Genomic DNA, 14,178 nt, shown 5'->3' with positions numbered 1-14,178 from the left:
CACGGTGCCGGCGGGTTCGGACCGCTGCTCGACATGGTCGGCAATTCATGACAATAAATCCTATGAAAGGCATTGACTTGGACATGGTCGCGGGTCAAGGTTGTTAGCGACGTCACCGCGCGCGGACGCCGGTGACGGCCAGGTTCGGTACCGCAAAGGAGCGCGTCCATGACCTCGACGATGCACGCACCCGAGACCGTGCGGAGCTTTTCGAAGCTGTTCATCGGCGGCCGATGGGTCGATCCGGCGGGCGAGGGCGTCATCGACGTCGTGTCGCCGGTGACCGAAGAGCGACTCGCGACGGTGCCGGACCCGACGGCGGCCGATGTCGACGCCGCGGTGGCCGCGGCGCGGAAGGCGTTCGACGACGGGCCGTGGCCCCGCATGACGCCCGCGGAACGCGCCGAGGTGCTCCGCAGGGTCGGCGCCGAGGTCGAGAAGCGCTTCGGCGACATGGCTGCCTCGTTCACCGCGGAGATCGGCGCCCCGTCCGCGGTGAGCGAGGCTTTCCACCAGAACGCGCTCAAGATGTGGGCCGACGCGTCGACCCTCCACGAGCGGTTCGCGTTCGAGGAGGAGCGTTCCTGGGAGGGCGGCCACGGGGTGCTGGTCCGTGAACCGGTCGGCGTCGTCGCCACCATCATCCCCTGGAACGGGCCGGTGGCGACGGCGTCGCTGAAGATCGGCCCCGCGCTCGCGGCGGGTTGTACGGTCGTGCTCAAGCCCGCCCCGGAAGGGCCGGTGAGCCTGTACCTGCTCGCCGAGGCGCTGGAGGCCGCGGGCCTGCCCGAGGGCGTGATCAGTGTGCTGCCCGGCGGCCGCGAGGTCGGCGAGCACCTGGTGACCCACCCGGGTGTCGACAAGGTCGCGTTCACCGGAAGTACCGCCGCGGGCAGGCGGATCATGAGCCTGTGCGGCGAGCGGATCACACGTGTGACGCTCGAACTCGGCGGGAAGTCGGCCGCGATCATCGCCGACGACGTGCCGCTCGACGAGGTGCTGCCGACGCTGGCGTTCGCCGGGATCGGCCACTCCGGCCAGGTGTGCGCGGCGCTGACCCGCATCCTCGTGCCGCGCCGCCGCCAGGAGGAGTTGCTCTCGGCCCTCGTGCCGATGTTCGAAGGCCTGAAGGTCGGCGATCCGACCGACGGCGACACCGTGCTGGGACCGCTGGCCGCCGAGCGACAGCGGGACCGGGTGGAGAGCTACATCAAGCTCGGTATCGACGAGGGCGCGCGGCTCGTCACCGGGGGTGGCAGGCCCGACGGCCGTGACCGGGGCTGGTTCGTGGAGCCGACAGTGTTCGCCGACGTGCGCAACGACATGCGCATCGCGCAGGAGGAGATCTTCGGCCCCGTCATCTGCGTCATCCCGTTCGACGACGTCGACGAGGCCGTCGCGCTCGCCAACGACTCGGACTACGGCCTCTCCGGTGCGGTGTACGCCCGCGACGCCGCCGAGGGGGAGCGGATGGCCCGTCGCATCCGCAGCGGCCAGGTGTCGGTCAACGGCTGGGACATGTGCGTGGTGCAGCCGTTCGGCGGCTACAAGCAGTCGGGCCTCGGTCGTGAAGGCAACGTCGAAGGTCTCGGTGCCTACCTCGAAACGAAGTTGATCCAGCGTCCCTGACCGACCGCCGACCGGAAGCCCGATCGGCCGCCCGTGCTGCGACCTCGGTACCGACGCGCCGCGGCCACACCTCGTGAAAGGAAGGACGACCGATGGTTGATGCGAACGAACCGGTGATCGTCGTCGGTGCTGGACTGTCCGGGTTGGCCACGGCGCTCGGGGTCGCGGTTCGCGGCCGGGACGTGATCGTGTTCGAGGCGGCCGACCAGGTGGGTGGTGCGGCCGCTTACTCGGGCGGCCAGGTGTGGATCGGCGCCAACCCGGTCGCCGCACGGGAAGGCATCGAGGACTCGCTGGAGCTCACCGAGACCTACGTCCGCGCCATCGCCCACGACGCACCCGAAGTGCTCGACGAGAAGGCGATGCTGCGCTGGATCCGGACCGGTCCGGACGCGATCCGCTACTGGGAGGAACTCGGGGCGATCCGTTGGAAGGTCATTCCCGGTCTCGCCGATTACCACAACGAGGCCGACGGTGCGCTGCCCGTCGGGAGGTACCTCACCAACGAGGTGATCGACGGCAGCGTGCTCGGCCCGTGGCGCGACAAGCTCCGCGTCAGCCCGTACTTCCCGGTCGGCACGACCTACGACGAACTCATGGAGAAGGGCCGCCGGGCGACCTATGTGGACTCCGAGGAGTCGAGGCCGGAGAAGGCGGACCACGCGGGAGTGCCCGCGTTCGGTATCGCCGACGGTCGTGAGTTCGACGCGGCCGAGGGCACCGACCCGCTGACGTTCGGGACCGGCGTCGTGGCGAGCTTCCTGCGCCGCGTGCTGGAGGAGGACCGGATCGAGATCCGCCCCTCCCACCGAGTGACCGACCTGCTCGCCGAAGGCGATCGGGTCGTGGGCGTGCGCGCCGACGGCCCCGGCGGTCCGGTCGAGGTGCGCGGCCCCGTCGTGCTGGCGACGAGCACCTACGACTGGGACTCCGACCTCGTCCGCGAGATGGTCGACCTCGAACCGGAGGACTTCGGCAGCGTCGCGCCGGAGTCGCTGCGCGGGGACGGGATCACACTCGCGCGTGGGGTGGGCGCGGACATCGCGAAGATCCCGGCCACGAGCGTGCCGATGCTGCCGGGATGGCGATCCCAGGTCGGCACCGGGTACGGCTACGGCCCCGAGTACGCCATGCCGCACACGATGATCGTCGACGCGGCGGGCAACCGCTTCTGCAACGACTCCTACTGGGTCGACATCGTCGCCAAGACGCTCGCGCCCGGCGATCGGCACCTGCCGTTCTTCCTCGTGTGGGACGACCAGCATCGGCAGAAGTACGGCCTCGCCGCCACCCCGCCGGGCGGCGAGTACCCCGAAGGCTGGGTCACGTCCGCCCCGACGCTCGCCGAGCTCGGCCAGCGGCTCGGCATCGACGGGGCTCAGCTGACCCGGACGGCCGAGCGGTTCAACCACTACGCCGCCCGGGGCGAGGACCCCGATTTCGGCCGCGGCACCGTCACCTACGTCAACAAGTTCGCCGGCGACCCGGAGAACACGCCGAGTCCGGTCCTCGGGCAGCTGACCGAGGCGCCGTTCCACGGGCTGCGGCTGAAGTTCGTGGGCACGGGAATCGGGTCCAGCGGCGTGCGCATCGACGGCGACGGGCGGGTTCTCGACCCCGACGGCGCCGTGATCGACGGGCTCTACGCGGTGGGCTCGTGCGCCGCGCTGACCACGACCGGGACCGGCTACAACAGCGGGTTCGCCCTCGGCCGCGGCGTGACCCTGGCCTACCTCGTCGCAGGCGAACTGAGCGGCCACCCGGTCCCGTAGTTCCTCGGCACGGACATCCCCACCGACACAGGCAGGAGGACGAGCATGCGGGTTCCCCACCGGTGGCGCCGGCTGCGGCGCGCCACCGCATGTGCCCTCGTGGCCGTGGCCGCGGTCGTGATGAGCGGCTGCGACGCGGCGGAGGGCGGCATCGCCACCCAGGAAGGCATTCCGCAGGAGATCAAACTCCTCGGCGTGCGTGACCAGACCGGACCGGTCGCCTACGCCGGCATCGGCGGTGCCCGCGGCGGCAAGCTCGCGATCACCGAGATCAACCGCTCCGGTTTCCTCGGCGACGGCGTGAAGCTCACCATCGAGGAGATCGACACCGCCGGATCGATCGAGACGGCGTCGGCCGAGATGGCGCAGGCGACCGCCGACCGGACCGTGCACGCGATCATGGGGCCGACCCAGGGTCAGCAGGCCGCTACGGTCGCGCCGATGGTGGAGCGCGCCCAGGTGCCGACGATCTTCACACAGGCCGGTTCCGACGGCGTCGTCATCAACGACTACACGTTCCGGGCGACGGCCCCGATGGCCTCCTACTACCACCTGGCGACCGAGTACCTCGCCGCGAAGGGACTCCGCGACGTCAGCGTGCTCTACAACGCGACGTACCCGACGTTCGCGGAGATCGGCGAGGGAGCGTTCCCGAAACAGGCCGACCGGCACGGGCTGAACATCGTCTCCAGCACGCCGGTCCAGTCGACCACCCAGGACTTCACGACCCCGGTGCGGTCGATCGCGGGCGAGAACCCGGAGGCGGTGGTGATGCTGCTGACCGAACCGCAGTCCGTCACCGCGCTGACACAGCTGCGCCAGGCCGGCTACGACGGCCAGGTCATGGGCACCTCGGTGCAGGGCGGCGGCAACCTGACGGAGGCGGGCAGACACGGCGAAGGCGTGATCTACCCGACCGACTTCTCCCCGGCGCTGAGGAGCGAGAAGGCCCGCGACTTCGTGGCGGCCTTCCGGGAGCGGTTCGGGCAGAAACCGGACGTCTACGCCGCCGAGGGTTACGACGGCATGTGGTGGCTGGCGCGGGCGATCAAGGCGTCCGGATCGGCGAGCCGCGAGGGCATCAAGCGCGGGCTGCAGCAGGTCGCGAAGGAAGGCTTCGACGGTGTGATGGGTGAGCTCACCTTCGAGGGCAACGACATGCGCGTGCCGGGCGTACTCGTGCGCTGGAACGGCAGGAGCGAGGAACTCGTGTCGGACGGCGGTGCGTCATGACCGGCCGCATCGGACACCACGCGCACGCCGGAGGGAGGTGCCGGCCGTGGCACAGCACATCCTGAACGCCGTTGCCCTGGGGTCGGTGTACCTCGTGTTCGCGCTCGGCATGGCGCTGTCGTGGAGCACGATCGGGATCCTGAACTTCGCCCACGGTGCGACGTTCATGTTCTCGGCGTTCACCGCCCACGTGGTGACCCAGCATGCCGCGTTGCCGATGCCGGCCGTGGTGCTGATCGCGGTCGCGGCGGGCGCGCTGATCGCGACGTTGACCCAGCTGCTCGCGTTCGGGCCGATCATGCGCAGAGCCACCGACCACCGGTCCGCGGAACTGCGCATCCTCATCGGCGGGATCGGCGTCGCCGCCATCCCACTGGCGATCGCCGAGCGGGTGACGGCGAGCGCTCCCTTCGGGTTCCGCGGCAGCACCTACCAGGCGCAGGTGTTCGAGGTCTTCGGCCTGCGGATGACGACGACCGTGCTGGTGATCGTCGTCGCCGGCATCGGTATCGGAGTCGGCGTGTGGCGCTGGCTGGCGACGTCGCGGCAGGGGCTTGCCCTGCGGGCGATCGGTGTCGACTCCGAGACGGCCTCGTTGATGGGTGTCGACCGGTCGACGCTCGCGCTCGGAACGATGGCGACGTCGGGCGCACTCGCGGGACTCGCCGGTGCACTGCTGACGTTCCAGCTCGGCGCGATCTCGCCCGCGAGCGGCGACCAACTGCTCATCAAGGCGTTCGCGATCGTCGTGCTCGGCGGTCTCGGCAGTATGGGCGGCGTCATCGTCGGAGCGTTCGTACTGGCGGGAGCGGAGACGTTCGTGCTGGCGATGAACCAGGGCACCTGGGTCGACGCCGTCTCCTTCGGACTGATCTTCGTCGTTCTCCTGCTGCGGCCGCAGGGCCTGTTCGGCAGGAAGGAGGTGCGGCGAACATGATCGACTGGTATTTCTCCCACATCGTGCTCGTCCAGAGCACGTTGACGACGTTGCTACTGGCTCTGAGCGTGCAGGTCCCGTTGCGTGCCGGGGTGTTCTCGTTCGCCGGGGTCGGATGCTACGGCATCGGTGGCTACATCGCGGCGATCGGAATGGTCCACTACGGACTGTCGACCGCCACGGCGATCCTGCTGTCCGCCGTGGTCGGCGGGGTCGTGGCGTACGCGCTGGGCCTGCTGATCCAGCGGCTCACCGGGTTGTACCTCGCGATGGCGACCGTGGCGTTCACGTTGATCATCTCGGTTCTCGTGGTCAACGGCGGCGACCTCACCGGTGGCGCGGCGGGATTGTTCGGTGCGCTCGGGATGCTCGACACCGGGCACCTGCTCGCCGTCGCAGTCGTGGTCGTCGCCGCGCTGACGTTCACCGAGATCGGCCCGCTGGGCCGGCGCGTCGAGGCGGTCCGCGAGGATCCGGAACTGGCCTCGGCGATGGGCATCAACGTCGCCCGGTACCGGCGCGCCACGTTCGCCGTCAGCGGGGTGCTCGGCGGACTGGCCGGATCGATGACCGTCCTGTTGCGGTCGACGGTCACCCCGGACGACATCAACTTCCATCTCGTCGTCCTGGCACTGACGATCATCATCGTCGGCGGGTCACGCTCGTGGCTCGGCGCGCTCGTCGGCACGGTGATCTTCGTGTGGATGCCCGAGGTGCTGGCGTTCGTGGGCGAATGGGAGGACGTCGTGTACGGCGTGCTCGTGGCCGCGGCGGCCGTGTACCTGCCCGGCGGCGTCACCGGTGCCGCCGTCGCCGGCTATCGGACGTACCGCAGGAAACGGCGGGAGGCGGCCGACGCGCCGCCGGACGGGCCGCCACCGCAGCCTGTGGCGGCCGGCGTGGGAGGTGATTCGTGATGGCATCCGGCACGATCGAGGACGTCGACGGTGCCGCCGACACCGCTGCGACGGAGAGCGTGCTGCGCGCCGACGACGTCGCGGTCCACTTCGGAGGTGTGAAGGCGGTCGACGGTGTGTCGATCGAACTGACCCCGGGACGGATCTTCGGCGTCCTCGGTCCGAACGGCTCGGGCAAGAGCACGCTGCTGGCGGCGCTGACCCGGCTCGTCCCGCTGACGCGGGGCAGCCTCGAGTTCGAAGGCAGGCGCTACGACACGGTGCGGCCGCACACGATCGCCGCGCGCGGTGTCGCGCGGACGTTCCAGACGGTGCGGATCCTGCCCGGTCGCACGGTGTTCGACAACGTCGCACTCGGCGCCGAGTCGGCCGGCTCGGCGGGCAAGGCGGAACGCGGTCGTGCCCGACAGCGGGCACGGACGGCGATCGAGCGCACGGGGCTGGCGGGCAAGGAGCGTCACCGCCCGGACGAACTGTCGTACGGCTACCAGCGGCGCGTGGAGATCGCACGCGCGATCGCGAGCGAACCGACGCTGTTGCTGCTGGACGAGCCGACGGCCGGCATGAACCGGCAGGAGCGCGACGACATCACCGGCCTGCTCGGCGACCTGCGCGGCGAGGGGCTGACCCAACTGCTCATCGAGCACGACGTGCAGATGATGGTCGATGCCTGCGATCACCTGTTCGCCATGAACTTCGGCGAGCTGATCGCCGACGGCGAGCCGGAGGCGGTCGTGCGGCATCCGGCCGTGCAGGAGGCCTACCTGGGAAAGCAGGGGAGGGCACATGCTTGACGTCTCCGAACTGCATGTCAGCTACGGGCCGGTGCACGCGGTCCGCGGCGTGTCGCTGCTGGCCGAAGCCGGGCGGATCACACTGGTGCTCGGCGCCAACGGTGCGGGCAAGTCGACGAGCCTGCGTGCGATCTGCGGTCTGCAGCCCGCGGGCGGTGGCTCGGTGCGCCTGGACGGTGCGGAGCTGCTCGGGAAGCGGCCCCACCGGATCGTGCGGGAAGGCGTCAGTCTGGTCCCGGAGGGCAGACGCATCTTCGCGCCGCTGTCGGTGGCCGAGAACCTCCGCATCGGGGGGTACACGGCGGGGCGGTCGAGGGTCGCTGCCCTCGCCGACGGGGTGTACGACCGGTTCCCGATCCTCGCGCAGCGCCGGGACATGCCCGCGGGCCTGCTGTCGGGTGGTGAGCAGCAGATGCTCGCGTTCGGCAGGGCGCTGATGGCGCAGCCGCGGGTGATGCTGCTCGACGAGCCGTCGATGGGCCTGGCACCGGGCATGGTCGACACGGTGCTGGACCGTGTCCGCGCCATCGCCGACTCCGGCATCGGTGTGCTGATGGTCGAGCAGAACGTCGACGCGGGCCTGGCCGTTGCCGACACGGTGTCGATCGTGGCGCGCGGCGAGGTCGTGCGCAGCGGTGATGCGGAGGAGTTGCGGCAGGACGCCTCGGTGGTGCACGCACTGCTCGGGGATGCTGCACTCGCCGAGGAGGGCACGGCATGACGGCCTCCGCCCGGCCCGCCCGACGCTCCGGATCCGCCGACGTCGCCGCTCGCCCTCGGACCGCCGCGCGCACGCTGGGCGAGTGGCTCGGGGAGGCCGCCGCCGCGGCGCCCGAGGGAGCCGGCGTGCTGATCGAAGGTGACCGGATCGGGTACCGCGAGCTGGACGCGCGCGCCGACCGGGTCGCGGCCGGGTTCGCGGAACTCGGCATCGGCCGTGGTGAGCGGGTGTGTGTCGTACTGGACGCCTGTCCCGAGTTCCTCACGGTGTGGTTCGGCCTGGCCCGACGCGGCATCGTGGAGGTGCCGTTGAACCCGGAGGCGGGCCGGTACCTACTGGGCTACTACCTGGCCGACTCCGGCGCCGCCGCCGTGGTCTGCGGCGAGCGCCACGAGACCGCCGTGCGGGCCTGCCTGCCCGAATCGGTGCGCCACGTCGTCGTGGTCGACGGCGGCACCACCGGCGACGGCACCACCGACGGCACCACCGACGGCGGCACCACCGGCGACGACGCGGCAGCGATGCCGGGCCGGGTGACGCGGCACCGGTTGTCCGATCTGGAGGAAGCAGGCACGACGGCCGCGCCGCCGCCGGGTGCGGTGTCGCCGGGCGATCCCGCGGTGATCCTGTACACGTCCGGCACGACCGGGCCGCCGAAAGGCGTGGTGCTCAGCCATCAGGCCAACGTGAACCTCGCCCGGCACACGGTCGCGCTCATGGGATACAGCCCCGCCGACCGGCTCTACAGCGTGTTCCCGCTGTTCCACAGCAACGCCCGGTACTGCAGCGTCATGGCCGCGCTCGAGGCGGGCGCGGAGCTGGTGATGCACCGCCGGTTCTCGGCGAGTCGGTTCTGGGACGTCTGCCGGGAACAGGGCATCACCGCGTTCAACTACCAGGGCGCGATGATGAGCATCCTGTTCAAACAGCCGTCGCGGCCCGACGACGCCGACAACCCCGTCCGGGCGGCGTTCGGCGCTCCGTGCCCGCAGGAGATCTTCGCGGCCTTCGAGGAACGGTTCGACGTCCGGCTGACCGAGATCTTCGGCAGCACCGAGGTCTCGATCGTCACCGACATGCCACCGCAGCGGCGCCGGATCGGCACCTCCGGCCGGGCGTCGGCCAACTACGAGGTGGCCGTCGTGGACGAGCGTGACGAGCCGCTGCCGCCCGGCCGGGCAGGGGAGATCGTCGCGCGGCCACGCAGGCCCGGCTGGATGTTCGACGGCTACCACGGCATGCCCGCCGAAACGGCGCGCAGCTGGCGCAACCTGTGGTTCCACACCGGGGACCGCGGCTACCTCGACGAGGACGGGTACCTGACGTTCCTCGACCGGCTCAAGGACACGGTGCGGCGGCGCGGGGAGAACATCTCGTCGTGGGAGGTGGAACGCGTCGTGGCCGAGCACCCGTCGGTGGCGGGCGTCGCGGCGTACGGCGTGCCGTCACAACTGTCCGAAGAGGACGTGATGGTGGCCGTGGTGCCCGCCGACGGCGCGACCGTGGACCCGGTCGCGCTGCTCCGGCACTGCGCAGGGCGGCTGACGTCGTTCGCGATCCCGCGGTACGTGCGGGTGGTCGAGGGCCTGCCACTCACGCCGAGTCAACGGGTGGAGAAGTACAAGCTACGGGCCGACGGCGTGACCCCGGGAACGTTCGACCGGGAGGCGGGACCCGATGGCCGTTGAGCTCACCCGCTTCGAGCGCACCGAACCGCGGCCCGGCGTCGTCGTGCTGACGATGTCGTGGCCGGCGAAACTGAACGCGATGGACCAGTCGTGGTTCCGGCAGCTGCGGGACGTGATGGACACGTTCGGCCACGGCGACGAGGACCACGTGCGGGCGGTCGTGCTGACGGGGTCGGGTCGGGCGTTCTCCGCGGGCGGCGACATCGACATGTTCGCCGGCCTGGACGGGGACGTCGCGCGGGTGCGGCCCCACCTGCGGCTCGTCTACGACGCGTTCCACGCCGTGGAACGGTGCGCGGTGCCGGTGATCGCCGCGGTGAACGGCGTCGCCTACGGCGGCGGCACCGAACTGGCACTCGCGAGCGACGTCGTACTCGCGGGCGAGTCGGCGCGGTTCGCGTTCAAGGAGCCCACCGTCGGGCTGATGCCGGGCTTCGGCATCGTGCGCGGTCCCGATGTCATCGGCAGACACTGGACGCGTTACCTGGCGCTCAGCGGCCGGGACGTCGACGCCGCAACGGCCGAGCGGATCGGCCTGGTGCAGGAGGTGCACCCCGACGGCGAGCTCTGCGACCGGGCAGTGGAGCTGGCCTGCGACATGGCGGCGCATCCGCCGCTGGCGGTGCGCGTCGGCAAGGCGTTCGTCAACCGCGACACGGCAGGTGGTTTCGCCGAGTCGGTGGAGGCGACCGCCCTGCTGTTCGACACCGACGACCACAGGGCAGCGGTGCGGACGTTCCGGGCAACGCGAGGCAGGTGATGCGCACATACCCGAGCTCTTCCAGCAACACAACAACTATCGCGCGGCCGCGCGGGGTGCCTACGATCCATCCGGCGGTCAGCGGCTGTCAACGAGGACGAAGGAGCCGGCATGAGTGGCCTGGACACGCGAAGTAAGAGCACCTACATCGACGGCGCGTGGCGCGACGGGGAGTCCAGCGAGACCTACACCTCGTGGAGCCCGTCGACCGAGCAGGCGGTCGGCACCGCGCAGCTGAGTTCGCCGGAGCAGGTGGACGCCGCGGTCGCGAGCGCGCGGGCGGCGTTCGAGGGAGACGCCTGGCGCGCGTACGGGCCGAAGGACCGCGCGCGCGTGGTCAATCGGCTGGCCGACCTGCTCGAGAAGAACACGGAGCCGCTGGCCCGACTGATCGCCGACGAGGTCGGCACACCCATCGGAGCGGCCCGCGGCATGCAGGTCGGTGGCCCGGTCGAGGCGTTGCGGTGGTACGCAGAGATGGCCGAACGGGGCCCGCGCGGCGGGTACTCGCACGCGCTGCCGCTCTACGACAAGCCGGTGCTGTCGACGAGCCTGCTGCGGTACGAACCGGCCGGTGTGCTGGCTGCGCTGCCCGCGTACAACTATCCGATCAACCTGCTGGCGTGGAAGCTCGGCGGGGCCCTCGCCAGCGGGTGCACCACCGTCGTGCTGCCGTCGCCGCAGGGCATGCAGACGACACTGCGCGTGTTCGAGCTGATCGAGGAACTCGACCTGCCGCCGGGCGTGGTGAACCTCGTCGTCGGGGGTCCGGACGTGGGCAAGCGGCTCACCGGCCACCCCGACGTGAACCTCGTGTCGTTCACCGGTTCGGACGCGGTCGGAGGGCAGGTCATGTCGCAGTCCGCGCTCGGGTCGCTGTCGAAGGCCGTCCTCGAACTCGGCGGCAAGAGCCCCAACATCATCCTGCCCGGTGCGGACCTGGACTCGACGGTCGGTCCGTCGATCCTGCGGTTCGCGCGCAACGCGGGCCAGGGCTGTGCGGCGTGGAGCCGGGTGCTCGTACCCCGGGACCGCCTCGACGAGTTCTGTGAGAAGGCCGATGCGTTCATCAAGACGATCGCCGTCGGCGACCCGCAGGAGGACGACACGGTCGTCGGCCCGGTGATCTCGGCCGAACACCGGGCGAAGGTCGAAGGACTGGTGTCCGACGCCGTGGCCGCGGGCGCGACGGTGGTCGCGGGCGGTGGGCGGCCCGACCTGCCGACCGGCCATTACCTCAACCCGGCGATCCTCACCGGCGTCGACGTCGATGCCCCGATCGCGCAGACCGAGTTGTTCGCCCCGATCGCGATCGCACTGCCGTATTCCGACGTGGACGAGGCGGTGCGGATCGCCAACGCGACGTCGTACGGTCTGGCCGCCAACGTCTTCGGTCCGCTGGACGAGGCGATGCCCGTGGCCGAACGAGTGCGCTCCGGAACGGTCACGATCAACGGCGGGGCCGGCATGCGCCCGGACGCGCCGTGGGGCGGCCCCGGCCGCAGTGGCGTCGGCCGCGAGCTCGGCGAGGACGGCTTCGCCGAGTTCTTCGAGGTCAAACACATCCAGTGGCCGCTCGCGGGCGTGACGCGCCCGCCGGGGACCTGACCGCCGCCGACCCGACATTCCACAGTGGACCATCTGCCGTAGATCGGAGTTTTCGTCATGCTGCTCAAGAACAGGACCGCGCTCATCACCGCGGGCGGCTCGGGTATGGGCCGTGCCGCGGCGGAGGCCTTCGCCGCTCAGGGCGCGCACGTGATCGTCGTCGATGTCGACGAAGGTGCCGCCAAGGACGTCGTGGGCGCCGTCGAGAACGCAGGCGGCAGCGCGCGTGCCGAGGTCATCGACGTGCGCGACCTGGATGCGCTGAAGTCGCTCGCCGAGCGGGTGCAGTCCGACCACGGGTCGCTCGACGTGCTGTACAACAACGTCGGTATACCCGGCGCCGCGGGCACGGACCTGTCGGTCGAGGACTGGGACGCGCTCATCGAGATCAACGCCCGCGCGAGCTTCTACCTGACCAACTACCTCACCGACGCGTTGCGCGCGTCGGGCAACGCGTCGGTGATCTTCACCAGTTCCAGTTCGGGACTGGTCGGCTCGCCGTACAGCCCGCTGTACTCGTTCACCAAGGGCGGCATCATCGCGCTGGTGCGCTCGCTGGCGCTCGCGTTCGCCCAGGACGGGGTGCGTGTGAACGCCATCGCTCCGGGGTCGGTCGACACACCGGGCCTGCCCGCGTTCTTCCGCACCAGCACCGAGGAGGAGCTGGCCGAGCGGAAGAAGGCGTTCTTCGCCCAGATCCCGATGGGCCGCCCGTCCCAGCCGGAGGAGATCGCCCAGGTCGCGTTGTTCCTCGCCAGCGACATGGCGAGCTTCGTGACCGGTGTGACGATCCCCGTCGACGGCGGCATGACGGCCAAGTAGCGAATCCGCAGCAGCGGCAACCGAAGGAGGAACCGTGGAGTTCGGAATCCTGATGGGAGACCAGCCGGTCGCGTCGTCGGCCCGGGAACACCTCGACCTGATGCTGCGCAAGGCCGAGGCGGCGCAGCGGGCGGGTTTCACGTATCTGACGATCGGCCAGCACTTCCTCTACGACGGGTTCCGCTGGTTCCAGCCCGTGCCCTTGCTGGCGCGCCTTGCCGCCGAGCTCGACGAGCACGTCAAGATCGGTACGACCGTCCTCATCGGACCCGTGCACCATCCGGTGGTGCTCGGCGAGGAACTGGCCACACTGGACGTCGTCACCGGCGGACGACTGGTCGTCGGGCTCGGCACCGGCTACCTGCCGCAGGAGTACGCCACGATGGGCGTGCCGTTCGATCAGCGTTATCGGTTGCTGGAGGAGCTGATCGAGGTGATGACGAAACTGTGGTCGTCCGACCGCGTGAGTCATCAGGGCCGGTTCTGGCAGATCGACGACCTGCCGACGCACGTGCATCCGCTGCAGCAACCGCGGCCGCCGGTGTGGCTGGGGGCGATGCGGGAGACGGGCGTGCGGCGGGCCGCACGCCACGGCGACGTCTGGACGATCACGCCGCAGCAGACGATGGACCAGGTCGACGCGCTCATCCGCACCTACGCCGCCGAACGCAGGAGCCGCGGACTGCCGCTGAACCCGCTGCCGCTGCGGCGGGAACTGATGATCGGTGACGGGTTCGACGACGCGGTGTCGCGGTTCGCCGCGGTCGCCCGGGGCAAGTACGAGGCCTACGCAGGACGCGGCATGACACTGCTCGGCGACGACGAGGTGCGCAACTTCGGCGATACCGTGCGCGACCACGTGATCCTCGGCGACGCGGAGGCGTGCCGGAAGCAGATCGCCGACATCGCGGCGGCCCTCCCGGTCGGCCCGCTGCTGGTGCGCCCGCACTGGCCCGGGATGGACGCCGAGCAGACCGAGGCCTACCTCGACCACGTCGGTAGAGAGATCGTGCAACCGCTGCGGCGTCTCGAATCCCGGTCGTTCGCCGACTTCCTGGAGCGGCCTGCCGGGTGAGCGAAGACACGATCGGCGACGCCGGGTACACGACGATGCCGATCGCCAACCACGACAGTGCCACGCGGATCAACGACGGTGTGCGCACACCGGAGGAGTTCCCCACGGGGTGGACGTTCCTGCTCACCTGGCCGTTCGTGCCCACGCTGTGCGGGTCAACGGCCGCGGGCTGGCGGTCGACGGGTTCGGCTACGCGATCCTCGACCTCGGACGCTGACGACC

Annotated in this window: 12 protein-coding genes; all 12 read left to right on the top strand. The window is 70.5% G+C overall.

The features are described 5' to 3' along the window. Positions 1–168 precede the first annotated feature (168 nt). The 12 genes from FHS23_RS12200 to FHS23_RS12145 all read left to right on the top strand — a co-directional run bounded on the left by FHS23_RS12200 (position 169) and on the right by FHS23_RS12145 (position 13,956). Positions 169–1,629, top strand: a complete 1,461-nt coding sequence (locus tag FHS23_RS12200; RefSeq protein WP_183653354.1) for an aldehyde dehydrogenase — start codon at positions 169–171, stop codon at positions 1,627–1,629. A 92-nt stretch (positions 1,630–1,721) separates the two neighbouring features. After that, on the top strand, positions 1,722–3,401 hold the full coding sequence (locus tag FHS23_RS12195) for an FAD-dependent oxidoreductase (protein WP_183653351.1): 1,680 nt from the start codon (positions 1,722–1,724) through the stop codon (positions 3,399–3,401). Between the two features lie 45 nt (positions 3,402–3,446). Beyond that, entirely contained in the window at positions 3,447–4,634 is a 1,188-nt protein-coding gene (locus tag FHS23_RS12190; RefSeq protein ID WP_221219342.1) for an ABC transporter substrate-binding protein, read from the top strand. Positions 4,635–4,680: 46 nt separating this feature from the next. Beyond that, entirely contained in the window at positions 4,681–5,571 is an 891-nt protein-coding gene (locus FHS23_RS12185) for an ABC transporter permease subunit (protein ID WP_183653348.1), read from the top strand. Further along, a complete protein-coding gene (locus tag FHS23_RS12180; RefSeq protein WP_183653345.1) occupies positions 5,568–6,488 on the top strand; it encodes a branched-chain amino acid ABC transporter permease in 921 nt (306 codons plus the stop codon). Before FHS23_RS12185 ends, FHS23_RS12180 begins: the two co-directional genes overlap by 4 nt. Then, positions 6,488–7,282 carry an ABC transporter ATP-binding protein gene (locus tag FHS23_RS12175; RefSeq protein WP_183653342.1) on the top strand — a complete coding sequence of 265 codons (795 nt, stop codon included), beginning with the start codon at positions 6,488–6,490 and terminating at the stop codon, positions 7,280–7,282. Before FHS23_RS12180 ends, FHS23_RS12175 begins: the two co-directional genes overlap by 1 nt. After that, the gene (locus FHS23_RS12170; protein WP_183653339.1) at positions 7,275–8,003 is read left to right on the top strand and encodes an ABC transporter ATP-binding protein; all 729 of its coding nucleotides are present in this window, start codon (positions 7,275–7,277) and stop codon (positions 8,001–8,003) included. The genes FHS23_RS12175 and FHS23_RS12170 overlap by 8 nt, the downstream gene beginning before the upstream one ends. After that, on the top strand, positions 8,000–9,691 hold the full coding sequence (locus FHS23_RS12165; RefSeq protein ID WP_183653336.1) for an AMP-binding protein: 1,692 nt from the start codon (positions 8,000–8,002) through the stop codon (positions 9,689–9,691). Before FHS23_RS12170 ends, FHS23_RS12165 begins: the two co-directional genes overlap by 4 nt. Beyond that, positions 9,681–10,451 carry an enoyl-CoA hydratase/isomerase family protein gene (locus FHS23_RS12160; protein WP_183653333.1) on the top strand — a complete coding sequence of 257 codons (771 nt, stop codon included), beginning with the start codon at positions 9,681–9,683 and terminating at the stop codon, positions 10,449–10,451. Before FHS23_RS12165 ends, FHS23_RS12160 begins: the two co-directional genes overlap by 11 nt. A 111-nt stretch (positions 10,452–10,562) precedes the next feature. Further along, positions 10,563–12,059, top strand: coding sequence for an aldehyde dehydrogenase family protein (locus FHS23_RS12155; RefSeq protein WP_183653329.1), 1,497 nt, complete (start codon positions 10,563–10,565; stop codon positions 12,057–12,059). Positions 12,060–12,116: 57 nt separating this feature from the next. After that, the gene (locus FHS23_RS12150) at positions 12,117–12,881 is read left to right on the top strand and encodes an SDR family NAD(P)-dependent oxidoreductase (protein ID WP_183653326.1); all 765 of its coding nucleotides are present in this window, start codon (positions 12,117–12,119) and stop codon (positions 12,879–12,881) included. Between the two features lie 34 nt (positions 12,882–12,915). Continuing rightward, entirely contained in the window at positions 12,916–13,956 is a 1,041-nt protein-coding gene (locus FHS23_RS12145; protein WP_183653323.1) for an LLM class flavin-dependent oxidoreductase, read from the top strand. Positions 13,957–14,178: the final 222 nt, after the last annotated feature.

Source organism: Prauserella isguenensis, assembly GCF_014191605.1.
Lineage (GTDB): Bacteria > Actinomycetota > Actinomycetes > Mycobacteriales > Pseudonocardiaceae > Prauserella > Prauserella isguenensis.
Note: the sequence above shows the minus strand (reverse complement) of the source record. Positions and strands in the feature narration are given on the sequence as shown.